This window comes from Pseudomonas sp. PvP009, from assembly GCF_017832995.1.
Lineage (GTDB): Bacteria > Pseudomonadota > Gammaproteobacteria > Pseudomonadales > Pseudomonadaceae > Aquipseudomonas > Aquipseudomonas syringae.
Genome location: NZ_JAFIBG010000001.1, coordinates 5,594,509 through 5,619,014, shown reverse-complemented (window position 1 = coordinate 5,619,014; position 24,506 = coordinate 5,594,509). Strand labels below are relative to the sequence as shown.

Sequence of the window (24,506 nt, the reverse complement as noted above, 5' to 3'; positions counted from 1 at the left end):
CTTGCTCGCGAAGAGGCCGGTACAGTCGATGGATTTTCTGCGTCAGTCAGGTTTTTACTTTTCGGGCGGACCCTGAACAGCGCCAGCCGGATCCTCAAGTGCAGCAGGCTCTTCAGCAGGTGCCTCAGGCGCCAGGTCGAGCAGATCAGGCTCGTCGTCGACCGCATCGACAGTCACCTCAGTTTCGCTAGTCAGCGGCCTCAGCAAACTCGGATCCGTCACACCCGTCAGCTTCTTGCGCAGGCGCTGCAAGTCACCGACGCTGAGCTTCAACAGTTTTGCCGACTTGGTCTTGACCAGCGTGGTGACACTTTCTTCCTCGCCCAGGCGCGCCATCTGCCCCGCCAGGTTCATTGTCAGCACTTCGCGTGTGTAGATGCCGGTATTGTACTGATACACCGCAGCGATCAGCTCACGCAGTTCCAGCGGCAAACGCCAGCGGGTGCGCAGAGCAGAACCGAAGGCAGCGGAGTACTGCTCCAGAGACTGCCCGATCACCTGCTCATCCAGATGGCCGCCAGCCAGCAGCCACTCCTGCAGACAACCCAACACCGCCAGATCGCCCAGCGACTGCAACAGTCCGGCACAGAAACAGCGCTCCGCATCCAGCTCCAGCATGCCGCCCAGAATGCGTGCGTAATCAGCCGTGCGCTGCGACAGCGTCCACAGCTCATGGGCCTTGGCCAGCAACGCGTCGTCGGTCAGCACTGCCATACGCTTTTTGCCCAGACCGGACGCGATATTGGCGACCTGCACTGGCCCGAGAATGGCCAGCGCCCCGCCCATGGTCTGAATCGGCTTGCCCAGGTGCTGAGCCGCCGTGTTGGCGGCTGCGATCAGTACGGCAGTAATGTGCGGATCATTGCGCAGTTCCTGCTCCAGCAGGGCGGCGTCGATGCCACTGGCGGTCTGGCTGAGCGTCACCGCGGTGGCGACATCGACAAACAGCGGCGCTCCATCGGCGATGTCACGGCGTTTGTCGAGAAACTTGGTCAGGGTCAGACCCGGCGTCAGCGCGGGCACCGCACCCGCAGCCGGGGCACTGCGTTCCAGCAGCAGGCCTTCAAGACGCTGGCGCAGCCCTTCGGTGTTCAGTGGTTTGGTCAGGTAGGCAGTCGGCGCCAGCGGCACGACCTCGCGCACGCTGGCGCTGTCATTGCGATTGCTGATCAGAATGAACGGGATGGCGGGCTGACGACGCAGATTGCGCACGCCCCGCAGCAGGCTCAGGCCATCGATCCCCGGCAGCTCGCGGGCGGCGATGATCAGGTCCGGCAGGTGTTTTTTCATCCACTCGACGGCCTGTTTGCCATCGGAGCACATCTCCAGCTCGATATCCGCACGCACGCCCAGCACCAGGTCGCTGAGCGTCTCGCGAACCCACGGATCAGACTCGGCTATCAGTACGCGAGGAACGGCGGGCAAAACTACAGCGGTCATCATGACTCTCCGATGTCAATGCGACCACCTTAGCCAATGCAAACGTCCGGATATACCCAAAACAGCGAAATACCCTGCTCTAAAGCAAAAAAAACCCGTCGAAACGGGCTTTTTTTGTCTGTTTGGTCATAAATTAATCAATTCATGACTTCACACTTTTTACGCGATTTCAGCGAAGCATTCGTCAAGAATGGCCAGGCCGCGGTTCAGCAATTCGTCTTCAGCGGTCAACGGTACCAGTACGCGCAACACGTTGCCGTAAGTACCGCAGGACAGCAGAATCAGACCCTTGTCACGCGCCTTGGCCACCACCTGAGCCACAGCAGCGGCGTTAGGCTTGTGCGAGTCACCGCCTTCGAACAGCTCGACAGCGATCATCGCACCCAGCGCACGCACTTCACCGATAACCGGGTACTTGGCCTGCATCGCCTTGAGCGAGGTCACCAACTGCTCGCCAACCGCCTTGCAGCGCTCCAGCAGGTGCTCTTCTTCGAAGATATCCAGCACCGCCAGTGCCGCAGCGCAGGCCACCGGGCTACCGGCATACGTGCCGCCCAGACCGCCGGGTGCGATGGCGTCCATGTATTCAGCCTTGCCGCACACGCCCGCCAGCGGGAAGCCGCCTGCGATGGACTTGGCGAAAGTAGTCAGGTCAGCCGCAACGCCCATCTGCTCCATCGCGAAGAACGTGCCGGTACGGCCAGCGCCGGTCTGCACTTCGTCAGCGATCAGCAGAATGCCGTGCTTGTCGCACAGCTCGCGCAGACGCAGCATGAAGGCCTTCGGCGCCACGTAGAAACCACCCTCGCCCTGTACGGGTTCGATGATGATCGCAGCGATGTCCTTGGGCTCGGCGTCGTTCTTGAAGATGCGCTCGATGCTGGCGATGGAATCATCCACGCTCACGCCATGCAGTTCGCACGGGTACAGCGCGCGGAAGATACCGCCTGGCATCAGGCCCATGCCGGCCGAGTAAGGCACGACCTTGCCGGTCAGGCCCAGGGTCATCATGGTGCGGCCGTGGTAAGCGCCGGTGAAGGCGATGACGCCCGCACGACCCGTCGCAGCACGGGCGATCTTCACGGCGTTTTCCACCGCTTCGGAACCGGTGGTCACCAGCAGGGTTTTCTTGTCGAAATCGCCTGGGACTTTGGCGTTGATTTTTTCGCACAGCTCGACGTAAGGCTCGTAAGCCAGTACCTGGAAGCAGGTGTGGCTTAGCTTGGTCAGCTGCTCTTGCACCGCGGCGATGATCTTCGGGTGCAGGTGACCGGTGTTGAGAACGGCAATACCGCCCGCGAAGTCGATGAATTCACGACCTTCGACGTCGGTAACGGTCGCGTTCTTCGCCGACGCAGCGAAGATCGGGTGGATCTGACCAACGCCACGCGGGACGGCTGCATGGCGGCGTTGCATCAGGGATTCGTTAGTCTTGCTCATGTATTCCTCATTCGCCGCTCATCGGTCGGCGTGGGTCAAGGATCAAGCGGACCGGATCAACTGCGGCAGCATACGATGATCGACTGCTGCAGCCTTCAGGCCACCAGGAAACTGCGGTACAACAAAAGCCGATGACACGTCGCTCTCGCGCGCCATCGGCTGCAATACCCAAGTGTCGGTCAGACCGACAGGCAGAGGTATTTGATTTCCAGATAATCTTCGATGCCGTACTTGGAGCCTTCACGGCCCAAGCCGGACGACTTGATACCGCCGAACGGTGCCAGCTCGTTGGAGATCAGGCCGGTGTTGATACCCACCATGCCATATTCCAGCGCCTCGGCGACACGGAACACGCGGCTCATGTTCTGCGCGTAGAAGTACGACGCCAGACCAAACTCGGTGTCGTTGGCCATCGCGATCACTTCGGCCTCGTCCTTGAAGCGGAACAGCGGGGCCAGCGGACCAAAGGTTTCTTCCCGGGCTACGGCGGCATCTTTCGACACATTGACCAGAATGGTCGGTTCGAAAAACGAGCCTTCCAGGCTGTTGCCACCGGTCAGCACGGTTGCGCCCTTGCTGACGGCGTCGGCGATGTGTTCCTTGACCTTGGCCACCGCCTTGTCGTCGATCAACGGGCCGGTGGTGACGCCTTCTTCCAGGCCGTTACCGATCTTCAACTTGCCGACCGCTGCCTTGAGCTTCTCGGCGAACGCGTCATACACCGCGTCCTGCACGTAGATGCGGTTGGCGCACACGCAGGTCTGGCCGTTGTTGCGGTACTTGGAGATCATCGCGCCTTCGACCGCCTTGTCGAGGTCGGCATCGTCGAACACGATGAAAGGCGCGTTACCGCCCAGCTCCAGGGACACCTTCTTGATGTCCTTGGCGCACTCGGCCATCAGCTGGCGACCAATGTCGGTCGAGCCGGTGAAGGACAGTTTGCGCACGATCGGGTTGCCGGTCAGCTGGGCACCGATATCGCCTGCGCTGCCGGTCACCACGCTGAACACGCCCGCCGGGATACCCGCACGCTCGGCCAGCTCAGCCAGTGCCAATGCCGAGAACGGCGTTTGCGACGCAGGCTTGAGCACCATGGTGCAGCCCGCCGCCAGTGCAGGGCCGGCCTTGCGGGTGATCATCGCCGCCGGGAAGTTCCACGGGGTGATCGCCGCCGTCACACCAATCGGCTGCTTGAGCACGATCAGGCGCTTGTCCGGCTGGTGACCAGGGATCACATCGCCATAAACACGCTTGGCCTCTTCGGCGAACCACTCGATGAACGACGCGGCGTAGGTGATCTCGCCCTTGGCTTCGGCCAGCGGCTTGCCCTGCTCCAGCGTCATCAGCAGACCCAGGTCGTCCTGGTTCTCGATCATCAGCTCGAACCAGCGGCGCAGCTTATTGCCACGCTCCTTGGCGGTCAGCGCACGCCAGGCCGGCAGCGCCTTGTCAGCCGCCTCAATCGCCCGACGCGTCTCGGCTGCGCCCATTTTTGGCACCGTGCCGAGGATCTCGTTGTTGGCAGGGTTGTTGACCTTGATCGACTGACCACCGTCCGCGTCCAGCCACTGGCCATTGATGTAGGCCTGCTGGCGGAACAGTGTGGAATCTTTGAGCTGCATGTCGGCCTCCTAAACAGCATCGCCCGACAGGCGACGCGAACAATTGATATCGATGCACCCCATTTGGAAGCCATCGTCAGGAAAACATTCCATCGGGTTCCAGCGCTGCGCAACGCATGAAGACAGGAAGACCGAACAAGAGCGTTTGAAATCTCAAACGAATCCTAGGCATTGCGGGGGGAAAGGACAATAGCCCGTTCGAAAAAAAGAACGGGCGCAGGGAGGTGTGTGGTTTTCTGATCAGCGTCGAGCCGCGACGCAGAGGCATCTTGCAACCGCAACGCGATCAGGCGGCCCTGCCCTTCAACGTGAACAGGCTCAGCCCCAGACCAATGAACGACGCGCCAAACACCCGATTGACGTTCTGGCGCCTGCTGGCCGAATTGAGGTGGCGCTTGAGCGTCTGTGCCAGCAGCACATAAAAGACGTGAGCAACCACAGAGCAGCCGGCGAAGGTCACGATCAGCACCCCCGTCTGCTCCACCTGAAAGGTGCCTGGCTGAATGAACTGCGGCAGAAACGCGATGAAAAACAGAATCGCCTTGGGGTTGGTCAGCGCCACCGAGATGCCTTTGATAAACAGCCCCCCTGTGGACACCGCTTTGGGCACGTCGGCCAGTGCATCAAATGCACTGCGCGCGCTACGCCACTGCTTGATCCCCAGATAAACCAGATACCCCGCGCCTGCGATTTTCAGCACCAGAAAGGCACTGGCGGACGCTACCAGAATCGCGCCCAGCCCGGCCGTTACCGCCGTGGCAACCACGATCAACCCCAAGGCGTTGCCAAGCGAACCAATCATCGCCCTCGCCGGCCCGTGGGTGATTGAATTCGACAGCGCCATGATCACCGCCGGCCCCGGCGTGAGCGTAACGAACAAGGCAATCATCGCGAAGCTGAGCCACTGTTGTAGTGATTCCATTTTTTATTCTCCCTGTGGCGCAGGCATTAACCCACGCCTGTAGCGCTATCGATAATCCGGAAGCGTGAAAGACTGCACCGCCGGGGTCAGCGCCCTGGCAGCACGCTTGCTGATAAAAGGCGTTGCCACCAGCCGCTGCACGGCGCGCAGGATTTTCACCCCGGTCTGACTGCGAGGATGGACCAGACGCGGGACAAGTTTCGGCACGCTCTGCGACTTTTTCACCACAGGGCGCAGGACATATTCGTACGAGGCAAGCGCCTCTGCAATCGTATCGGTCTTGGTGAGTTCGCCCGCCAGCACATACGCGCCAATAAGCGATAACGAAGCACCGACTCCACCCAGCGGCGTGACACACCACGCCGCATCGCCCAGCAGGACCACCGGACCATTCGACCAGCGATCGATCTTCACCTGACGCAGATCATCGAACCAGAAATCCTCAGCAGCCTCCATCCCCTCCAGCAGACGAGGCACCTCCCAGCCCGCGCCTGCAAACGACGCCCGAAGAAACGCCTTCTGCTCGGCAACACTGTTGCCGACCGTCAGGTGGCTTCGGCCCTGCACATTAAAGAACGCACGCGTCGTACCGCGATTGTCCGGACGAACGCCCGCACTGCGACCGCCCACCGCGTTGTACCAGCGCGCGGTCTGACTATCGGTCGGCGCACGAGGCACGGTAAAGAACGCGCTGGCCAGGTCCATCCGGCGCGGCTGATTCTCGCCGGGGAACACCAGCTCCCGCGTGCGCGAACCGACACCTTCGGCAATGATCAACAGATCAAAACGCTCCTCGCCACCGCCTTCGAACGTGACCGACACGCCCTCCGCATCGTGCTCGACCGAGACGATACGATCACCGAAGCGATAGAACGCATCAGCAGACGACGCCTCATACAGCAGACGCGCAAGATCACCGCGCAACACCTCAAGCTCAGCCGTCGGCCCGTCCCCGTCCAGCCCCGCCAGATCGATGCGCGTCGCCGTGCGGTTATCCTCATCCACCCACGCAAGCCCCGTCTCGCCGGTGTTGAGCTCCTTCACCGCCTGCTCAAGCCCCATCAGGCGCAAGACCTCCCGAGCCGCGCCCCGCACATCCACATTCTGCCCGCCATCACGAAAGGCAGGCGCCTGCTCCACAACCGTGACATCGCAATCGCGCTGCGTCAGCCACCAGGCCGCGGCACAACCCGCGATACTGGCCCCGGTAATAAGAACGCGGCACGGGCTGCGCTCGATGCTTTTGAACTGATTGATAAGAGGCCCTCGGTGGGAACAGTCTGACGGAGTGGTATGGGGAGCATCATGCACCAGCTGGCGGTTGTGCCGGTAGCGGTGGGCTGTTCCTTTGTGGGTGGAGGTGGGTGTGGGGTGATGGAAGGCGGATGATTTGTGTCGCACACCGCCCGCAACTGGACGCCCCGTACCCATGTGAGTATCATGGCGCCCGCGTCGCACCAGTAGCTCAGCTGGATAGAGTACTGCCCTCCGAAGGCAGGGGTCGTGGGTTCGAATCCCGCCTGGTGCACCATCTTCTTTTCCCTTGTGTTCACGAGGGTTGTCGCTACCGTCAGATACCAGTCTTAGTCCTTAAAGTCGTTTTTGCTGCGATCTCCCATTCTCAAGTGTTGCGGGAATGGTCGAAATGGCAGCGATCAGAAATCGCGGCCCAGCCGTTGGATGAGGACAGTGGGAAGCGCAAATTCGCCGTAAGGGCTATCCAGCCCGGCAGAACCCTTCGAAACAAAATTCGATGCCTAAGTCTGGGCGGGAATGGTCGAAAGCGAAATCGACCGGGGCATCTTTGTCTCTCGCGTCGAGGCGGAACGCACCGTCTTTCATCAACTCACCAATCGCCACATCTCCGAGATCGCTCCGAAGCACAAAGGCGCGTATTCGGAAATCAAACGCTTGGAAGCGCTCAAGCGTCATCCGCTAGCAACACGCCTCGTTGCGACCCTCACCTCTTCAGATTTTGCCCTCTGCCGTGACGAGCGCTTGAAGATCCGCAAAGGTAATACGGTGAAACGTGAGCTGGCTTTGTTTCAGTGCGTGATTGAGGTCGCTCGCCGCGAGTGGGGAATTCATCTGGCCGAGAATCCAGTCAGGATGGTCAGCCGCCCTAGCTACAACGACGAGCGCTCGCGACGGCTCGATCCAATAGAAGAGCAATACATGCTCGGCGCGTTAGAGCTTCGTGAGCGACGGGCTGATGGGACCTACGCCGATGCATCACACAACCCCTGGATACGGCCCATCGTCCAACTGGTGATTGAGACAGCCATGCGCCGTGGCGAGATTTTCGAGCTGCGCTGGAAGCATGTGAACCTGGAGCGTAGAACCGCGCACCTGCCCGCAACCAAAAACGGCCTGCCCAGAACCGTCCCGCTTTCGCCGAAGGCTATTCATCTGCTAAAGAACTTGCCGCGCTTGCTGTGCGGTCGAGTTTTTCCCACCACGGCTGATGCGCTCAAGAAGGCCTTTGTCCGAGGTCTGGAGCGTGCGAGGCTAAAATACTTGGGAGATTGCGACGTAGCGCAGGTCACGCCTTAGGAAGACTTTCTGATCAATCTGCGCTTTCACGACCTGCGGCATGAAGCGAGCTGTCGGCTTGCGACCAAACTGCCGAATTTGATTGAGCTTGCGAGCGTGACGGGGCATCGAGAGGTGAACATGCTGAAGCGATATTACAACGTTACTGCAGAGGAGCTGGCGGCGAAGCTGGCTTGATCGAACTACACCCGTCGGCGGGCAATTGCACAGACGGAGCATCATTTGGGCAACGCTGGGCAAGCAGTGTGCGTCGGATGAGGCCAGCACACTGGATGTGCTTTTACCGGCAGAAGTCGGCCAAAAGCGGTCGGACGTCAGAGCCAGACAGGGATAGCCCCTTTGCATCACTCAAGTATAGGACGAAGGAAGCTTCTTTCGTAGCTCTCGATAAACCTTAACTCAGTCGCTTCCTCGACCAGTCGCGCGGACTTAGGATCCTGCGCGGCCTTTTGCCGATATCGTTCGTAGTCAGCAAGGCTAGCGAAGCTGAATAAGCAGTAAGCAATGTTATTCGCGCCCTCAGCGGGCAGAAAATAACCATGATGGTGGCCGCCCAGACGGGTCACTATCGCGATCCATTGGCGCGAATAACTTTCGAAGGCGGCAACCTGGTAGGGGTCGATAACGTATTTGACGTGGCAGGTAATCATGAGATCAGTCCTTTGACTTTAGAGGTGAGAAATTCTACGTAGGCGCCGACACCTACTCAAATGTCCGCTTCGGATCAATTTCTGCCCATAGTCAACGGCATCGACAGATCGAGAACCGCCTCCAGCGACCAGCGACTCTCAGCCAAAAGTGAAATGTCTCCATCCGTTAAAGAAGCTTAGCTAGTGCAAAATAAAAGCAGCAACAATTAGCAAGGTTGCCGCATTTACCATATTCAGGAAGTACTATTAAAATCCTCTAGCGCTAAGCTGATATTGGTTACTAGCTGAGTAAAGTACGCATGCTTACGCCCATCCATATATGAGACTAATTTTGAATTAGCTCGCAAGCCCTTGATGGAGTTAACAGCACTTGTGCGCTGAGCCTCTAGCGCCGCAAGGATAGAGCTTTCTTCGACTCTGAGCAAAAGCTGCCTTCCAATCAAAGTTGCCTGTAAACGCCCACATAAAGTTGAGCTAGCAATGAATAGCCCCTCATCTTTATCTCCTTGGCTTACTTTAAATAAAACCTCAAGAGCTGGCTGATCCAGCATGACAAAACCTAAGTTGTGTGCGAGCTCACCTGTCGGCAGTAGCGTATCCTCAATCAGCAATACATGCCCTTCATTCTTTAGATTGTACTGCACTGCTGGACCTCGGAAGATATCCGACATCCACTCTTTTGGTAAAACTTCGTGGAGCAGGTTTGCCATTACTATCAAATCAAAGGATAGCAATGAACTTATATCTTCTTGCCGAGAAAAAACCCTGTTGAGCTCCCCAAGATAGTAAGTAGCCACTGTTTCCTGACAGCGACTTAATGAAGTTGGATATGGCTCGTAGGCGTAATATGAGAAATCCATATGAAAATTATTACTTTCTTCACTTGATTTTGCTGCATCGACCAGTCCATCTAAAAGTCGGCCCTGCCCAGCTCCAAAGTCAAGCAACACTATGGGGCTAACTTTTTTGGAATGAATGGCACTGAATATTTGCCCGACTTGTGGGTCGCCGCTTTTATAAGTCACGGTTTGAGGCGGAAATAGACATTCGACACAAAATGTGTTAAATGCAAATCGCTCTGGGCTCAAACAATAGTCAATAAGTTTTTCGTCTCCACCTTCACCACCCAGCAAGGCTTGTACCACCACAGGTAGCTCTTTTCCGGCAGTGTCAAAAACACCATCTTTACCAAACCAAATTGATCGAGGGTAATCAGCAGCCAGATGCGCAACAAGTGAAATACTGTGGGTGGCCACCCATACTTGACATCTTGGAGCTCTAATGACAATAAGATTAATAAGGTTATTTAAAACGTGAGGATGCAAGTGAATCTCTGGCTCGTCTAGAAGCAGCGGTATTGATATTTTTTCGAGCGCCCTTGAATTAAACAGTACTACCCACCGCAACAGACGAGCTTGCCCCTCGGATAAAGATATTTCGCTTATAGGGATTTTATCCAAATGCCCAGTATGCAAAAGTTTTAAATCGAGCAAGTTTAACACAAGAGCCTGCAGATCTTTGAACTGCTCAAAGATTCCCGGGTATATGCTGATCACCTCTATTTCATCTTCATTAGACTCTTGGTTTCTTATTTCCTTGTCGACGCGCCTACAAACATCCAGCAAGTAGGATAGAGGGGAAGATAAGAGGCCGTTATGGGATATGTCTGCAAGATCTCGAGTCATCCCTATCGACAGTTTGGCCGTATAATTCAGAGTCAACTCAAGAGGTCGTTTAAGTAGAACGGAAATCTCTAAATAGTTATGGAGACTCTCTTCCTCCCTCTCCTGACTATCAAAGCTCAATTCGATTCCATTGGCCGATTCAAGCTTTGCAAGTTGATGTTTGAAGCTTTGCATTAATCCCGAATAACTATACTGATCAACATCGTGTTTCGACGGATGACTATTGAACAGATGATCGGGAGATTTTAGATTCGTTAGCGTCTCCCTGATTTGTTTGTACCCTTGGCTTAAGCATTCGTGCAACAACCAATCGATAGCGGCGAGCAGGCGAGTTTTTCCACAACCATTCCGCCCTGTTAAAACCACAATACCACCTAGGTTTTTCATATTAGAGTTACCTAGCCCCAGCGTACTAGCAAGGTGTTGATTTACGCTAATTGATATTATCTTCACGATTTTAGTCCCTGGTTTTTTAAATTATTCAAAATCCTATCAAATTAACTCAGTTAGAATATACGGAAATTGATCATGTTGGCAGGGCTAATCGCTTTACCAAGTGGTTGTGTGGAGTCCAAATTCAAGTCGCCGCAACAGCCGGGTGGGTTCAGCTATCGCCAGCTTACCGAGACCACTAGATTCAGGCCGAAAGTAACTTTTTGTCAACGACCGCTTCTTGCCAACTGCTGCCCTTCGCAAAAGGTATTTCTCTGTCAGTGCGGACGCTGGCGAATTGGAAATAAAGCTCTCCACTGTTGTTCAAATTTATTTCACTGATGGAGTCGCTTACTCTGTAGAAACCTAACGCCTAGCTCACCGGATCGTCAGATACTTTCGAGCTCGGCATTTCAGGTATTGACATCTTTTTCAGTCGCTGCAACAAATCAGGCCTGCCGGATATCCCCCTTGGCCCTTCGGTGATCATTAAGTACTTCTCTGTTTTCTCTTGAAAGCATTGAATTAACTGCGCCAAAGTTTTCCCAAGGCAGTTCATTAGGATGTTCATCTCCTTTTCGCGATTGTCTAAAAAGGTATCTAAGTAATCTGAAGTCACTATATCAATTATTGTATTCAACTCACGCCCTTCGTTTCCTTTCCAGCGCAGACGAGCATGGCTGATATTTTCCAGATTCAGCTCATCGCTGTCGGAGACGTACGTAGCCTCAAACAGGCTTCCGTCAATTACGATTACTGGCAGAGCAATCACTGCCAAAAGATGGTCTTCTGGCTCAAACTCATAATCATCGTAAGTTCTGGCAATGTTTAAGCAGTTTGAAACCACTCCTTGAACTGCTTGATAAAATAAATCATTCCCCTTTGAAAAAGCTTGTCTTCCTGAGAATGAAAAACCTACCTCTCTAAACATATCTAAGTTTTTGAAATCTTCACTTCCGGCGGCTATCCAGGCAATAGCTTGTCCCGCAGATGAAGATATTAACTGAGCTGCCAATGCCGACGCTGCAAATCTTTTCTCATCTTTAAATAGTACCCATGGCTTATCTTTACTCCACTTACATTCAATTACATGTTTAATTCGCAGGAATGAACGACCAACTGGGTAGTTTGCTGTTGCAAGTACATCAACCTCTCTGGCCTTGCCATCTATACCCTTTACAAAATAGCCTTGTTCCACCGAGAATTTTCTTTTTTTAAACTTATGGGCGGTAGAGAACTCCAAGGGATAGCCTTCCATCTCTATCCATTGTTTTACTTTATCGTTCAAAGCAATCTCCATAAGACACCCAACTATATATATACGATATGCAAATTTTTATTCTACGCCACTTCTGTCGCATATACTCCGTACCTAAGCTTGGCTTCTGCAACTGTCCGGGAGTCGCTCAGGAAGCGCGACATAAGAGAGATTAAAAGCGATATAACCTACGAGCAGATTACGAGTTCGCCAGCGGCTTGTCCATAGTCCGATTTGGGTCGAATTCAGTCGGTCAATGACACCCAGTATGCTTATCAAGTCAAATGCAAACGTACGGTCATGTCAGCGCAATCACGCATCAAGACACAGGACGAGCTCTCTAGTATCTGAGTCGGTCCGCAATCGGGTAGCCACAGCCTGATCGCGCTCGCGCTGCTTAAGCTGATAAATCTCATAGAAGAATTCGACAACCTGCGCCTTGGTCAATTCGGGGAGCGTTGTCCGGCGCTTGAGGGTGTTCACTATTTTCCGTGCGCAAAGTTGAGCTGCCTCTCGCCCATACGACCGGAAAGCCAAGTCGCGGAAAATCCAGGTGCTGATCCAGCCGCTTGATAACGCTCACAGCATCAAACGCTGATAGGTCGACCACGCCATGCGTCTGTGGCCGCTCAAATACCGTCGGAGAATCCGGCCGTCCGCGTCTTTGAATCCGTAAATCCCCAGCTCCGTCAGCAGCCGCTCAAGGGCCACCCGTGACATCCCTGACTTGCGCAAAATGGCTGAGAACAGGTACTCAAGCAGATCCACGGGGACGCGGACAAGAAAGTTTCTCCGGCCCGTTTCCTCATGACGTTTCAGTTCACGAAAAACAAGCTGGAAGGCTTCATCTGGGTCGACATCTGCATCGGAAATGTGTGGCTGCATGGAGCCATTCTTTGGCTAAATCGCGCATCTGTCAAAAAGGTGTCCTAGTGAATCCGCAGTCGCATGGCGAAAGCTGGAGGTATTCCATAGCAGCCGAGCGACAGTCACGATGAGCATCGATTACGAAACCATTCAAAAGATTCAGAAGCTAGCAGATTACGTACTGATCGGCGTTGCCGAGGTCGCTGCATTGACAGGCTTCAGCGCTCTGACCGTGCGTCAGCGCAAATCGCCGGGGCTTGAGCCAGTTCCAGGCCTATCACGCTTGCGATGGCGGTGACCTCAGACAGTGGATGCGTACGCCTGCCTATAGCCACGCTTTACTACCTCCGATGGAGCGCTCAAGGCTGCCATCAGTATTGCTCTACGTGCTTGGGGGTTGCCTGTCTTAGCATCCTGAAAATTTATGGTTTGTCTGATGCTATCTGCCTGCTCCCACCTACCGAACGCACGTCGCATCGGCAATGGGCTATAGTGGACTGACGGAATTGACTACGACGACGATTCTGTGGACGCACTACATTCGAAGAATATCTACTCTAAAGAGCGCACATGAATTTAGATATCGAGTCATTAGCCCGCGAGATGACTGGAGAAATCGGAGAAGCTCTGTTCATAGAGCTGAGCAATGCTTCATGGGACCAGTTGAAGTGCAGTGAAATCAAAGAGCTTGGAATCTCTTTTGGGTCTCACCAGGGATTAGTTAGAAATCGTCACGAAGATAGGTCTGCGGTTGCGAGAATATCGGCAGCCAATGGACAAAGGTACCTCGTCGCTGTCGTATGCGATGGAGTAGGAGGTTCAAAAAACGGTGACTTGGCAGCTTCAATCGCGGTAGCTACCCTTTTTTCCGAGCTTGCACGTATTAAGACTGCGATTTCAGGAGAGCAAATCCTTAGTCATGTCATACGGAGAATGGACGATAAGGTTAGAGCCTGTTTATCTGGAAGCGGATCAACAACAGCCAGTATTATATTGGCAACTTCGGCTGGCGAGCTAATTGGCGGCAGTATCGGTGATAGTCGAATATATACATGGGATTCATCGAAGGATAAGAGGCTCACCCAAATAAGTGAAGATGATACTCTTGGCAACGAAGCAAAAAAACTCAACATGCAAGACGTTTCAGCTCTTGCTCAGAAAGGACTCCTTGGAAGCCTCTCACAGGCAATTGGCGAGGCGGGCCGCGAGTCTAGAGAGTTGAATATAGTTGTGAACAAATCTGGAGATTTTTTAAGATCAGTTGCCATCTGTTCAGACGGATGTTGGAAACATGATCCTATAGGATTTGAGTTGGTGGTGGCTAATGCAAAATCTTCCATAGAATCAAGCCGAAGAGCGCTCGCCCTTGCAAATTGGACAGGCGGCTCGGACAACTCCTCTATAATTATTATTGAAGATACATCGAGATTAATTGCATTATGCTCACAAAATGCGCCAAAAAGTCATGAAAGCACCAAGGTAGAAGTTTGGCTAACGGACCAAAAATTCACGTTTTTCACAAACTATATTTTTTCCAGCACTCAAGCAGAGTCGCAACTGTCTGCACCAGAGAAAAAACCTGTTAAAAGACCGGGCCGTTCAAAGCAAAAAAATGAAATAGCACCTCCCGAACAATTGAATTTAGTTGAGCGTACGGAGATAAAAAAAAGGCAGCGAATTTCCAGCCGGCCTAAAATTGAAATAAGCGTGGATACATCAATAGATAGCGAAGAAAACTATAAACAATAGTAAATGGAATTCATATGCTACCCACAAGATATAAACCGCTATCTCAGAACCCGATGTTCGGCGGATTTGGTGCCGTAGAAGTTGTACATGATACGTTCCTAGATAGACGCGTCGTATTTAAATCGATGCAATGCCCTGCAGACAATGATCAGCTACTAAACGAGGTTAGGCAACTATCGAGCGCCAGATCTCGTCATATCGTGGAAATTTACGACGTGATATTAGATGATCATGGGATTACACAAGGAATTATTATTGAGCAGTTGACGGGTAGAAATTATGCCGAATTCCATGTTGAAGCGCAGAAAAATACCGACAGTTACATTAAAGTTCTGTACCAAATCGCGACGGCACTGACCGACCTACATGAAAAAGGAATTATCCATCGTGATCTAAAGCTGGAGAATTTCAGAGACTCGGCAGCAAGCATTCTAAAACTTTTTGACTTCGGAATTTCCACAGGCGACTCTGGATACTACACAATAAATAGTAGAGCCACACTAGTCTACGCAGCTCCTGAGTTCTGGGGGAACGAAGTTAAGATCACTTCGGCGATGGACATATATGCTTTTGGCGTTTGCGCATGGGCGTTAGCACAAAAAGTATTTCCACCTGAGCTTCAGCAACGGCCACCACAGTCGCTAAGCTTAGCACCTTCAATAAGAATCGCGCTTCCAGATTTGCCAGACGAAATTATATCTCTCGTGGATTCTTGCATAGATGTAAACCCCAATCGACGTCCGGCAGCCAGTTTAATTAGTGATCTTTGCGCTCGCTATTTGGTCAGAAACAAGCACAAAGGTTTGTTCGTAGTTGGTCAGAGGACAATCTACGAACTGACACACCTGAATCGTAATGTCAGTGTCAATCTTGGATACTTGGGAGGTATACGGGTTGACTACAACGGACTTGACTTCGAAGTCAGAGCTGTTACCGGTGATGTTTACATCAATAATAGGCCCCTTCTACCGGGTGCAAAGCTTTCTGAAGCGTGTGTTTTAACTTTCGGTAAACCCGAACTTCGCTCCAGCCGCGAGTGGGTCAATTTCTCATCATCTCGTCCTGAGGTTGTGTTATGAGCAATGTATTTTCGCCTAACCAAATTTTAGCTGGACGTTATGAAGTGCTTGAATACCATGCAGCGGGCGGCATGCAAGAGGTCTACGTCGCGCGAGACTTAGCTCTGAACCGGATAGTTGCGTTAAAAACTCCAAAAGCAGGGGTAGTTGATCGACGATTTAGACGTGGAGCTGAAATGGGGGCACGTGTAGTGCATCCCAACGTCGCCGCGACATTCGATTATTTTGAAGATGAAGACGTAACATTTTTGGTCGAGGAGTTTGTCCCAGGTAGAGACCTTGCAAAACTTCTGGAGGATGAATTCTACTATCTCGACCCAGGTCTGACGGCTCACATATTACATCACATGGCCAAGGCATTGAACGAAGCCCATCGAGTGGGTATATGCCATAGAGACCTTAAGCCTAGCAACATAATGACATCTGGAGACCCAGGTGTTACTACATTAAAGCTGACTGATTTTGGGATTGCAAAACTTGCAGAATCCGAAATTGAAGCCGAAATGACTTTATTCGATGAAGACGAATCAACTCTAACATCGTCCAATACGTTATTGGGTGCAGTTCCTTATATGGCACCCGAATGCTGGGTAAACTGGAAAGCAGCGGGCCAGCCAATGGATATTTGGGCGTTCGGGTGTATAGCTTATCAGCTATTGTCAGGCGCCCCACCATTCGGCATGGGACGAGCAGCGATTTTCAATGTTGGGCGGCTATCCTTTACTGGGATAAATATAGTAAAACCAATCTGGTTCAATACTCATAAGGTAACCGAAACGCTTGAAAACGGACTTTGGAGCATCATAGAAAGCTGCCTAACTTTTGACCCCGTCGCCCGCCCGAACGCGTCTCAGATAGTAGAGGCGTTCAATATGCTGTGCTATGCCTCGATTGATCGAAACGTTGGAGTAGTAAGCGACTTCAAAATAAACTATGCCGCTGGTGGTACGGGAAATTTTGGTTTTATCAATGATATAACTGGAAATTCCACATTTTTCCACAGTACAGTTTTTTTCGGAAGTCAGTCTCCGACTAGAGGGCAGCGCGTGAGCTTTAGTATGTATCCTGGAGTTCCTAACGCGCGGTGCTCCCCTGTACTTCTATTGAAGCCAAATGCCACTTAATTTATTGACACTGGTGGGTGAGGCACTAGCTTATGGAATATATCCTACGGCCGGATGGATCAGGCCCGCAGTTTGCCAATATAGGGACACTAATTTGCCACAAATTTGCCACACTCGCCCCGCTAATCGGGGCGAAAACTAGCTAGCCTCAGCTAACGCAACCCGTTGATTCCCCAGCTAATTCCCGCTAACGTATTGATTCTAAACGTCGACTTTTAGGGCTCCGAAGGCAGGGGGCGTGGGTTCGAATCCCGCCTAGTGCACCATATTGAAATCTGGACATGTCGTGCACAGTCTACAAAGAACCCCAAAAGCCCGCCCTGTGCGGGCTTTGTTGTTTCTGGCTTTTGGTGCTGGATGAGATCGTTATGTGCGCTCCACACGTCACGGCGAGAAGGTGTTGGCCCAGCAAATGGCCCAAACGAACAAGGAACTGAAAGCGGGCATCGAGGTACGCATGCTCGCCACCCCAACCGATGCCAGCAAAACCCTCTGTATGTTCGACGTCCTGACCGGTTCCGAAGATGCGCCAGCACTGGCACACCGCTCACCGTTTTTCTCACAACCCCAGGAAAAAGATGTATTTATTTTCATACACAATTCGAAACACCTCATCCCCCTAAATCCGAACCCCTCAGACAATACAACCGGACATATTGTCGCACCCCAAAAAATGGCTTGCGGTTGTGATGAATCGTTTCATCTGGCATAAAAGGTCGGCTTCGGGCTCGAAAATCTAGAAAAACATAGATTAATGGGTCGACGATAGCTGCTCCAATGTCTGACCCCGCGCGTCAAATAATCAAGCCAGTTTTGCTCGCTGCCCGAAGCGGATGCCTGTGCTATCCAATCTGTCTTTCAACCTCATCGAGGCCATTCCTACGGCGCGCCCAAACGCCGTGCAACAAAAAGGACCGGAAAATTGAGCGATCAATCAACTCCGAACACTCCACTCGTTAGATTCTGCGACAAAGTTGGTATTCCCTATCCCATGTTCTGGGGTTTTGTCGGCCTGTTGATCTTCATGATCGGCGATGGCGTAGAACTCGGATACCTCTCGCCCTTCCTCAGTGAACGCGGCATGCCCGGCGATGAAGTCGCCATGATCTTCACCATCTATGGCGTCACGGTCGGTATTTCATCGTGGCTCGCCGGCGCGCTCTCCAATATCTGGGGCCCGAAACGGGTGATGTTCCTGGGATTGATTATCTGGAGCGTGTTCGAAGTGCTCTTCCTGGTCTACGGGCTGCAGGAATTGAGCTATTCCATGATTCTGCTGACCTATGGTTTGCGCGGTTTCGGTTATCCGCTCTTCGCCTACGGTTTCCTGGTCTGGATCGCGGCTTCCACGCCGTCCCGCAAGATGGGCATGGCCGTGGGCTGGTTCTGGGTGGCTTACGCCGCGGGCCTGCCAATGCTGGGCTCTCTGGTGGCGAGCATCGCTATTCCGCTGATTGGCGCATTGCTGACCTTCTGGCTGTCCTTCGCCCTGGTGGTCATCGGTGGTGTGATTGGTCTGGTCGGGATGCGCGAAGCTCATGGCATGCGCCGACTGGCACCGGAAGGCGAGCGTCCGCTGGTGTCGATGGCCAAGAACATCACCATCATGTGGACACGTCCTAAAGTGTCATTGGCCGGTATCGTCCGCGTCATCAACACCTCGTCGATGTTTGGCTTTCTGGTGGTCATGCCAGGTTTCTTCATGCAAACCGTTGGCTTCACCCTGGAAGAGTGGCTGCGCCTGCTGACCATCGTGTTTGTGTTCAACATCATCGGCAACCTGGGCTCCAGCGTCATCAGCACCAAGATCGGTTATCGCAACACGATCCTGTGGTTTGGCGCAGTGGGCAGCACGATCAGCACGCCGCTGTTCTTCTTCATGCCACAGGCGTTTCCGAACGACTTCCTGATCGCCTCGATCTTCGGCGCCTTCTACGGCCTGACCCTGGCGTGCTTCGTGCCGCTGTCGGCGCTTGCCCCTGCTTTGGCACCGAACAACAAAGCGGCTGCCTTGTCGGTGTTGAGCCTGGGTGCAGGCGCGTCGACGTGGGTTGGCCCGGCTGTTGTTGCGATCTTCAATGAAAGTTACGGCATTGAAGGTGTGGTCTGGGCGTTCTCCGGGTTGTACGCACTGAGTGCTGTGCTCACTGTATTCCTGAAAGATCCGGAGCCGGTGCATGACCCGATTCTGATCAAGATCAAGCGTCGGATCAAAGTGTTCGCGCCGCGTCTGGATTATCGTTGGGCTCACGCTGAGGATCCGAAGCAAAGCCAAAGCTGATTTAGAGCCCCAGGCTTCGCAGAAAAGAGCCGCCGCAGACTGCATATGCACTCTGCGGCGGCTTGGTTTTATTTGCGTGATTCACGCTTGGGCACCATATTGAAATCTAGATGTGTTTTGGACGGTGGACTGAAATGCCCAAAGCCCGCCTTGTGCGGTTTTTTTGTTTTTGGTGCCCTGGAAAAACGGGGCTGAACATGCAACGAGCGCGATCTATTTCAGTGACACGCGCACCCATTTGCAAGGGAAACACCGCACCCGACTCCGCAGAATGCCGTCAGCGTGAAAGCATCTTGTCGAGGAACTCCAGGCGCTGCTACCTGAACGCACTGGAGTCGAAATCTAGGACTCATAGGCTATAAAACCGTTGTCGCATACAATGCTATTATATGCGCTGAGGATCAGGTGTTCTGAATGAATAAAGAGAGCGTGGACTATGAGCTGCTGAACGACATAGTCAAATGTATTCAAGAAGTGTTTGGATTCAGCAATGATGCATTTGAAACTCTGAGCCTGGCCACTGATATTAATCGTGAGCTGGGCATCGAAGGGGATGATGCCAATGAGCTGATGCCCGAGTTCTTTGAGCGTTTTTCCATAAATATAGATAAGTATGATCCCTACAGGTATTTTGTACCTGAGGGATATGATTTTTTTCCTTCAGGCGAAGCAAGGACAGGCGCGGCAAGATTCCTATAACGTTGGGCATGCTTTATTTGGCTGCTAAAGCAAAAGTCTGGAACACACAGGAATTAGAAAGCGTAGGATTTAGCCCTGCTCCGCTTTATAACTGCACGTCTGAGGTTTCTTTGGAGGGTTATAAGATTGATAAAAAATAGTGTTTCTCATTCTCCATATATTCATTATTTTGAGTTATGTAGATCAATGGGGCGGACGCGAGCTTCGTCTGCTCGCTAACTTTGAACCAACAGCGTTCAGTAAGCGAATGCTTTGGTTTCTTGGCTAAGTGAATCTAATGCTATATTTTGTTAGACTTCCCAAATTTCCTGCCAATCAGAAAAGATAGGCCACTGATTCTCAGACGAAGCCCATTTGGATTCGACCCGGCCAGTCGCTAGCATCGTACTTGACCTGTAAAATTGAGGAGCTCTACCCGCAGAAATCGGCCAATAGCGCTAGTCGAGTGCCTAAAAGTCGAGTGGTGATCCAGGTTGCCTCGCGCTGCACGAACTACAAAATGGCCAGGGCTTCGCGTGCCTGTGAAGGCCGGTTCTACGCAAGCAACCGTCACATCACAGACGGCAGTGGTAAATCAAAAGCTTCGCCCACTATTTTTGGGGTGGGTCCGTATATGCATTCTTGCCGTCTGCTCCGTGTTGCTTTTGCGCTTTGCGCCAGTGCTCAAGAAGCTCAGTATTGCCAGACGCCACTTCAATAAGCATCTGTAATGACAATATAGAGCTAGGAACAATGCTTGTCTCATCAATTTCCTGTCCGTCAAAATCTGGATCGGTGGCAATTTCAAGGTTAAGAACCCACCACACCTCTATTTTTCGCAGTAGCTCTAATAGCTCTTCGAAATGAGCTTCATGCTTAGATTCAACCAGACCGGTCACCACTTCAAATAGTTGATGCGCTAACAAATTCCTAGTTCTTTTGAGCTTTTCGTACTGCTCCAAATCTTTACTGTCTATGGCTCCACTTTCTTGCAGCCAATCAAATGATGCATAAAGCACGCTCTTATTGCGATACAAAACTCTATTCTGGTACTCAGGGCTGATTATTGGGCCGTTTTCGTCAAAGCCATTTGTATAAAAATTGCGCAGGCGATCAATTGCCGAGTTTTTAAGTATCTCAAATGCTGTGATGAACATTGTCGCTAGAAAAAGAGAGGGTTTTACCGCATCAGGGTCGAGAAAGCGTTCCCAGCGTTCAGACGTAGTTCCCATAATACTCCTAACTCTTGGTTAAGGGGCTGGCTTTAACCCATCCCAGTGAGCGAAGCGAACTGTTCAAACCACTTTTTAAGTATTAGGTTTTTCCCCATGCTCAAATCGCGCTTCCCTAGCTTTTAGTAATGCGTGCTCAATGGATATTTCTCGGGAGCCATCGCAGCAGTTGCCTTTAATTGTGTCGTAAACTTCGTTTTGGATTGTGATTTTTCCGCAGCCATCGCACTGCAGAAACATATCATTATACCCCCAAAACATTAGGTCGCCACCGTCATGATATGAATTTGGGGTGAGAACTTTTAGATACCCATTTCCGTTTTCAAGAAAGGGTATTTCTTCAAAAGCAAGAATAACAATCTCGCCAGATTGATTCGAAAACTCCTGCATTAGGTTATGATTATACTCAGGCTTGCCCTTGACTTCGAAATATCCAAACTCTGGCAAAAAGAAATCTGGTAAATATGGCGTATTGTTAATCACAAAACCTTCATGCTCGTATATCCATTTAATTCCAGCGGCATCAAAAAATACTGCCCATCTGGCCTCCAAACGGGATCTGAACTTGTGCCCTTTATACCGAGTCTGAATCGCTTTGAGCATGGAATCCAATCTCCTGTGAAAAGGCATGACTACTAATTAGGCGGCACTGCTAGCGTATAACGCGCATGAAGCTATTTGATAACATCCATTGTCATGCAGTAAACCTCTGATTGGTATAGACGAAAAATTGGAAAGCGCGACTAAGCCAGGCGCAACAACGACATGAACGGTGAGGGACGTTGTCAGAGCGAACGCGCCATTTGAGTGTAATCGTTTTTCAGGGCTAAACGTGATGTCCAGTGCGCTCACGGTAAGCTATCCAAGGCTGGAATGACATCTGTAGTGTAGCCGGAAGTCGCGAAAAGCCATTTTGCTAACAGCGCGCTCGCTATGGATTTCGCAGAGGAGCGTTTGCTGAACGAAGCCTCTTCGTCGTCTCCCTGTGGACCGGGGGCTTTGGAATGGGAAAATGGTTCTATTGATACCTTTATCCATGCTCTCGCAGCGTGGGCGACTGCCAGCTCACGCAGTTCCGCTGTTCATGCCTAGATCAAACGCATGGCAACGCTGTTCGGCCATTTTGCTGGCTGGTAAGCTTAATGAGTGAGGCCAGCTATTACCGACTCATACTGTTTTAAACCGCAGGTCTTGAACTACTCGGCGGGGTTTTCACAAAGCTTGGCTCCATAGCAGACGCTGGTCGTGGCTACCGTCGAGCGAGCCGAGCCACTGGGTACCGTGACTGGTTTGCTTGAGCATTAAGCCCGCACAGGGTAAAGGTGATAGCGATTATCCCCGGTTCTTTCAATTACGATCCGGCTACCTGCAGAAAGGGCATGGCACTTGAAAAACTCCCCTACCCAAGAGCGCTTTCTAAAAATTTTTTTGTCACCTGCAATATCCGTAAAAACTGGTTCTGCAATGCCACAGTGGATCTCTAGTAGAGCGCCGAGCTCAATTTCATTCGGACCACCAATGGATTCTGCCGGAAAAAAATCTATGACGTTGGAGAGGTAAAGGTGATTATTGTTGAGGTTGCCTTGTGTGAGCTCAACTATTCGAAACAGCATGGACTTCTCCTTGGGTCAACGATTGCGCCGGCAGGCCTATAAAAATTTCTCTTTTATGAGGCTAGGCAGCGAGGGGCGACATTTTCAGGTCATGTACGAAAAGTACTGCAGCCTACAGAGTAAGCTGCGGACCAGCCTGACATGGCTACAAAGCTTCTCATAGCGAGGGCCGATCCTGCGATTTTTTTAACCATCCAAACATTCGTTGCATAATATTCCGCTGCTGATATTTTGGACGATCAAATAGTCGGCGCAAGCTAAGTCTGGTTTTGCGCGATATGACACACAGCAGAATCACTGGCTGTATTCGTTATCCATCGCAATAATGGTGCAAGTGCTCTGCGTCGTAGTCTTTTCAGCCAATAATCAGCGATGGCGCTTGAGTGATCTCCTTGGTTTATCAGAATCGTACATGATTCAGCAGCTGGGCGCGGGCGATATCGCTGGCGTGCCCTGGCGAATGCGCAATTTTGAGAGCCGCGTGACAAAATTGTAGAAAATTACCTCAAGCATGAACCCGACGAGTAAAGTACCGCCGCCCGAGACGTGGGTCCGGGTTTTCCCATGGAGTTTCACCTTGAAGTCATTTAGCAAAGTCGTCGCTGCTGCAGTATGTGGTCTGGTTCTGGCGGGTTGCACCGGCACCCCTATGAAAACCCCGCAATACGACAGCAGCCAATACACCGTCGTAGGTCACAGTGAAGCAAGCGCCACCGGCCTGATGCTGTTCGGTCTGATCCCGATTCGTCAGAACGACCGTTTCGTTCGTGCGCAGAACAGCGCCATCCAGGCTAAGGGTGGCGATGCGCTGATCAATACCCAAGTTCAGGAGAAGTGGTTCTGGGCCTGGGTCCTGAACGGCTACACCACCACCGTTTCTGGTGATGTGATCAAGCTGAAGACCGCTAAATAAGCACTGCCCGTTTTCAGAAAGCCCGGTTCGCCGGGCTTTTCTGTTTCTGGCTATCGAGCGATGGAGTAAGCGCTGACACACATCGTTACCCACCGCCAAAAGGTTTAGCATTCAGCCCACCTTCGGATGTGAAGTTTTCTGCATGACGGCCTTCTACCTCAAGTTACTCATCACCCCCGCGCTCATGCTGGCCATTTCATTGGCGGCCAGGCGTTGGGGCACCGGCGTGGCAGGGCTGCTTTCCGGCCTGCCGATAACCTCGGCGCTGGTCATGTTGTTTCTCAGCCTCGAGCAAGGCACTGAATTCGCCTCGATGGCGGTGCCCGGCGCACTGGCCGGGCTGGCTGCGATTCAGGCGACTTACCTGTTTTATTTTCTGGCCACTCGACGCGTTTCAGCGTTGACGGGATGCATCCTGACCCTCGCGGTGTATGGCGTAATGGCCTTTTTGATGAACCTGTTGGGCTTACTGGCGCTGTCGATCATGTTCACGCTGCTGATGGTTGCGCTGATCATCGTTGCCACCTCGAAACAGACACCGCCGGACGTAGCGTCATACGTGGCACTGCCGCGCTGGGTCATTCCGATGCGAATGCTGACCGCCACCCTTCTGCTGCTGGCGATTACCGCAAGCGCCACCTGGCTCGGACCGGTGATCAGTGGGCTGCTCGCGCCAATCCCGGTGATCGCCTGGCCACTTGCAGTGTTCGTTCACGTGCAAGGCGGGCGTTATGAGCTGGCGGCAATAATCCGCGGCAATGCCATTGGCGCCGTCGGGGTGGTGAGTTTCTACCTGACCCTCAGGTACTCCATCTTGCAATGGGGCGCGCTTCTGTCTATCGCGGCTGCCGTTTTACTGGCTGTCGTGGTGACGGCTGGGTTGGCGCGGTTGTTGTCGAGGCGGTAGGGTTTATAGTTGCTCCGCTGAACGATGTGTAGTTCTGCGTCCGCGAATGACAGGCGCCTGT

General features: G+C 52.5%; 20 protein-coding genes, 1 tRNA gene and 3 pseudogenes. 11 read left to right on the top strand and 13 right to left on the bottom strand.

From position 1 onward, the window contains the following. Window positions 1–54: 54 nt before the first annotated feature. The 5 genes from JOE29_RS24240 to JOE29_RS24220 all read right to left on the bottom strand — a co-directional run bounded on the left by JOE29_RS24240 (window position 55) and on the right by JOE29_RS24220 (window position 6,855). Window positions 55–1,443 (bottom strand): response regulator, encoded by a 1,389-nt coding sequence (locus tag JOE29_RS24240; RefSeq protein WP_210079952.1) that lies wholly within the window; start codon window positions 1,441–1,443, stop codon window positions 55–57. 156 nt (window positions 1,444–1,599) lie between these two features. After that, entirely contained in the window at window positions 1,600–2,880 is a 1,281-nt protein-coding gene (gabT, locus tag JOE29_RS24235; protein ID WP_003344741.1) for a 4-aminobutyrate--2-oxoglutarate transaminase, read from the bottom strand. A gap of 179 nt (window positions 2,881–3,059) precedes the next feature. Beyond that, on the bottom strand, window positions 3,060–4,502 hold the full coding sequence (gene gabD, locus JOE29_RS24230; RefSeq protein WP_210079951.1) for an NADP-dependent succinate-semialdehyde dehydrogenase: 1,443 nt from the start codon (window positions 4,500–4,502) through the stop codon (window positions 3,060–3,062). A gap of 286 nt (window positions 4,503–4,788) precedes the next feature. Then, a complete protein-coding gene (locus JOE29_RS24225; protein ID WP_210079950.1) occupies window positions 4,789–5,424 on the bottom strand; it encodes a LysE family translocator in 636 nt (211 codons plus the stop codon). 45 nt (window positions 5,425–5,469) lie between these two features. Then, on the bottom strand, window positions 5,470–6,855 hold the full coding sequence (locus tag JOE29_RS24220; RefSeq protein ID WP_245226753.1) for an FAD-dependent monooxygenase: 1,386 nt from the start codon (window positions 6,853–6,855) through the stop codon (window positions 5,470–5,472). A 23-nt stretch (window positions 6,856–6,878) separates the two neighbouring features. Here JOE29_RS24220 and JOE29_RS24215 point away from each other — a divergent pair. Both JOE29_RS24215 and JOE29_RS25685 read left to right on the top strand, forming a co-directional pair. Beyond that, window positions 6,879–6,955, top strand: a tRNA-Arg gene (locus JOE29_RS24215). Between the two features lie 242 nt (window positions 6,956–7,197). Beyond that, window positions 7,198–8,154, top strand: a pseudogene (locus tag JOE29_RS25685) (site-specific integrase). 167 nt (window positions 8,155–8,321) lie between these two features. On the opposite strand, the gene JOE29_RS24205 reads toward JOE29_RS25685, so the two are convergent. The 4 genes from JOE29_RS24205 to JOE29_RS25540 form a co-directional block, all read right to left on the bottom strand. Beyond that, window positions 8,322–8,627: an NIPSNAP family protein gene (locus tag JOE29_RS24205; protein WP_210079948.1), complete on the bottom strand. Its 306-nt coding sequence runs from the start codon at window positions 8,625–8,627 to the stop codon at window positions 8,322–8,324. Window positions 8,628–8,860: 233 nt separating this feature from the next. Beyond that, window positions 8,861–10,699 (bottom strand): AAA family ATPase, encoded by a 1,839-nt coding sequence (locus tag JOE29_RS24200; RefSeq protein WP_210079947.1) that lies wholly within the window; start codon window positions 10,697–10,699, stop codon window positions 8,861–8,863. Between the two features lie 418 nt (window positions 10,700–11,117). Next, window positions 11,118–12,032 (bottom strand): hypothetical protein, encoded by a 915-nt coding sequence (locus JOE29_RS24195; RefSeq protein ID WP_210079946.1) that lies wholly within the window; start codon window positions 12,030–12,032, stop codon window positions 11,118–11,120. A 549-nt stretch (window positions 12,033–12,581) separates the two neighbouring features. Beyond that, window positions 12,582–12,887 carry a hypothetical protein gene (locus JOE29_RS25540; protein ID WP_245226748.1) on the bottom strand — a complete coding sequence of 102 codons (306 nt, stop codon included), beginning with the start codon at window positions 12,885–12,887 and terminating at the stop codon, window positions 12,582–12,584. Between the two features lie 109 nt (window positions 12,888–12,996). Between JOE29_RS25540 and JOE29_RS24185 the strand changes: the two genes are divergently transcribed. The 7 genes and pseudogenes from JOE29_RS24185 (at window position 12,997) to JOE29_RS24155 (ending at window position 19,941) form a co-directional block, all read left to right on the top strand. Beyond that, window positions 12,997–13,167: a hypothetical protein gene (locus tag JOE29_RS24185; protein ID WP_245226746.1), complete on the top strand. Its 171-nt coding sequence runs from the start codon at window positions 12,997–12,999 to the stop codon at window positions 13,165–13,167. A gap of 272 nt (window positions 13,168–13,439) precedes the next feature. Further along, on the top strand, window positions 13,440–14,618 hold the full coding sequence (locus tag JOE29_RS24180; protein WP_210079945.1) for a protein phosphatase 2C domain-containing protein: 1,179 nt from the start codon (window positions 13,440–13,442) through the stop codon (window positions 14,616–14,618). A gap of 14 nt (window positions 14,619–14,632) precedes the next feature. Then, entirely contained in the window at window positions 14,633–15,697 is a 1,065-nt protein-coding gene (locus tag JOE29_RS24175; protein ID WP_210079944.1) for a protein kinase family protein, read from the top strand. After that, window positions 15,694–16,821, top strand: a complete 1,128-nt coding sequence (locus tag JOE29_RS24170) for a serine/threonine-protein kinase (protein ID WP_210079943.1) — start codon at window positions 15,694–15,696, stop codon at window positions 16,819–16,821. Before JOE29_RS24175 ends, JOE29_RS24170 begins: the two co-directional genes overlap by 4 nt. Before the next feature lie 370 nt (window positions 16,822–17,191). Further along, window positions 17,192–17,533, top strand: coding sequence for a hypothetical protein (locus tag JOE29_RS24165; protein ID WP_245226744.1), 342 nt, complete (start codon window positions 17,192–17,194; stop codon window positions 17,531–17,533). A 210-nt stretch (window positions 17,534–17,743) separates the two neighbouring features. Beyond that, window positions 17,744–19,102 carry an MFS transporter gene (locus JOE29_RS24160; RefSeq protein WP_024649504.1) on the top strand — a complete coding sequence of 453 codons (1,359 nt, stop codon included), beginning with the start codon at window positions 17,744–17,746 and terminating at the stop codon, window positions 19,100–19,102. A gap of 414 nt (window positions 19,103–19,516) precedes the next feature. Further along, window positions 19,517–19,941, top strand: a pseudogene (locus tag JOE29_RS24155) (DUF1493 family protein). 450 nt (window positions 19,942–20,391) lie between these two features. On the opposite strand, the gene JOE29_RS24150 reads toward JOE29_RS24155, so the two are convergent. The 4 genes and pseudogenes from JOE29_RS24150 to JOE29_RS25535 all read right to left on the bottom strand — a co-directional run. Then, the gene (locus tag JOE29_RS24150; RefSeq protein ID WP_210079942.1) at window positions 20,392–21,012 is read right to left on the bottom strand and encodes a hypothetical protein; all 621 of its coding nucleotides are present in this window, start codon (window positions 21,010–21,012) and stop codon (window positions 20,392–20,394) included. 75 nt (window positions 21,013–21,087) lie between these two features. Further along, complete coding sequence (locus JOE29_RS24145) at window positions 21,088–21,615, bottom strand: hypothetical protein (protein ID WP_210079941.1); 528 nt, start codon at window positions 21,613–21,615, stop codon at window positions 21,088–21,090. Between the two features lie 698 nt (window positions 21,616–22,313). After that, window positions 22,314–22,625 (bottom strand): hypothetical protein, encoded by a 312-nt coding sequence (locus JOE29_RS24140; protein ID WP_210079940.1) that lies wholly within the window; start codon window positions 22,623–22,625, stop codon window positions 22,314–22,316. Window positions 22,626–22,775: 150 nt separating this feature from the next. Beyond that, window positions 22,776–23,085 (bottom strand): annotated as a pseudogene (locus JOE29_RS25535) (IS5/IS1182 family transposase); the annotation flags it as partial. Between the two features lie 117 nt (window positions 23,086–23,202). Between JOE29_RS25535 and JOE29_RS24135 the strand changes: the two are divergent. Together JOE29_RS24135 and JOE29_RS24130 are read left to right on the top strand one after the other, a co-directional pair. Continuing rightward, window positions 23,203–23,538, top strand: coding sequence for a hypothetical protein (locus tag JOE29_RS24135; RefSeq protein ID WP_005745763.1), 336 nt, complete (start codon window positions 23,203–23,205; stop codon window positions 23,536–23,538). A gap of 142 nt (window positions 23,539–23,680) precedes the next feature. Continuing rightward, window positions 23,681–24,445, top strand: coding sequence for a hypothetical protein (locus tag JOE29_RS24130; RefSeq protein ID WP_210079939.1), 765 nt, complete (start codon window positions 23,681–23,683; stop codon window positions 24,443–24,445). Window positions 24,446–24,506 lie beyond the last annotated feature (61 nt).

Coding starts and splice junctions, on each gene's coding strand:
- JOE29_RS24240 (WP_210079952.1), bottom strand. CDS start 1,443: ATGATGACCGCTGTAGTTTTGCCCGCCGTTCCTCGCGTACTGATAGCC.
- gabT (WP_003344741.1), bottom strand. CDS start 2,880: ATGAGCAAGACTAACGAATCCCTGATGCAACGCCGCCATGCAGCCGTC.
- gabD (WP_210079951.1), bottom strand. CDS start 4,502: ATGCAGCTCAAAGATTCCACACTGTTCCGCCAGCAGGCCTACATCAAT.
- JOE29_RS24225 (WP_210079950.1), bottom strand. CDS start 5,424: ATGGAATCACTACAACAGTGGCTCAGCTTCGCGATGATTGCCTTGTTC.
- JOE29_RS24220 (WP_245226753.1), bottom strand. CDS start 6,855: ATGGGTACGGGGCGTCCAGTTGCGGGCGGTGTGCGACACAAATCATCC.
- JOE29_RS24205 (WP_210079948.1), bottom strand. CDS start 8,627: ATGATTACCTGCCACGTCAAATACGTTATCGACCCCTACCAGGTTGCC.
- JOE29_RS24200 (WP_210079947.1), bottom strand. CDS start 10,699: ATGAAAAACCTAGGTGGTATTGTGGTTTTAACAGGGCGGAATGGTTGT.
- JOE29_RS25540 (WP_245226748.1), bottom strand. CDS start 12,887: ATGCAGCCACACATTTCCGATGCAGATGTCGACCCAGATGAAGCCTTC.
- JOE29_RS24185 (WP_245226746.1), top strand. CDS start 12,997: ATGAGCATCGATTACGAAACCATTCAAAAGATTCAGAAGCTAGCAGAT.
- JOE29_RS24180 (WP_210079945.1), top strand. CDS start 13,440: ATGAATTTAGATATCGAGTCATTAGCCCGCGAGATGACTGGAGAAATC.
- JOE29_RS24175 (WP_210079944.1), top strand. CDS start 14,633: ATGCTACCCACAAGATATAAACCGCTATCTCAGAACCCGATGTTCGGC.
- JOE29_RS24170 (WP_210079943.1), top strand. CDS start 15,694: ATGAGCAATGTATTTTCGCCTAACCAAATTTTAGCTGGACGTTATGAA.
- JOE29_RS24150 (WP_210079942.1), bottom strand. CDS start 21,012: ATGGGAACTACGTCTGAACGCTGGGAACGCTTTCTCGACCCTGATGCG.
- JOE29_RS24145 (WP_210079941.1), bottom strand. CDS start 21,615: ATGCTCAAAGCGATTCAGACTCGGTATAAAGGGCACAAGTTCAGATCC.
- JOE29_RS24140 (WP_210079940.1), bottom strand. CDS start 22,625: ATGCTGTTTCGAATAGTTGAGCTCACACAAGGCAACCTCAACAATAAT.
- JOE29_RS24130 (WP_210079939.1), top strand. CDS start 23,681: ATGACGGCCTTCTACCTCAAGTTACTCATCACCCCCGCGCTCATGCTG.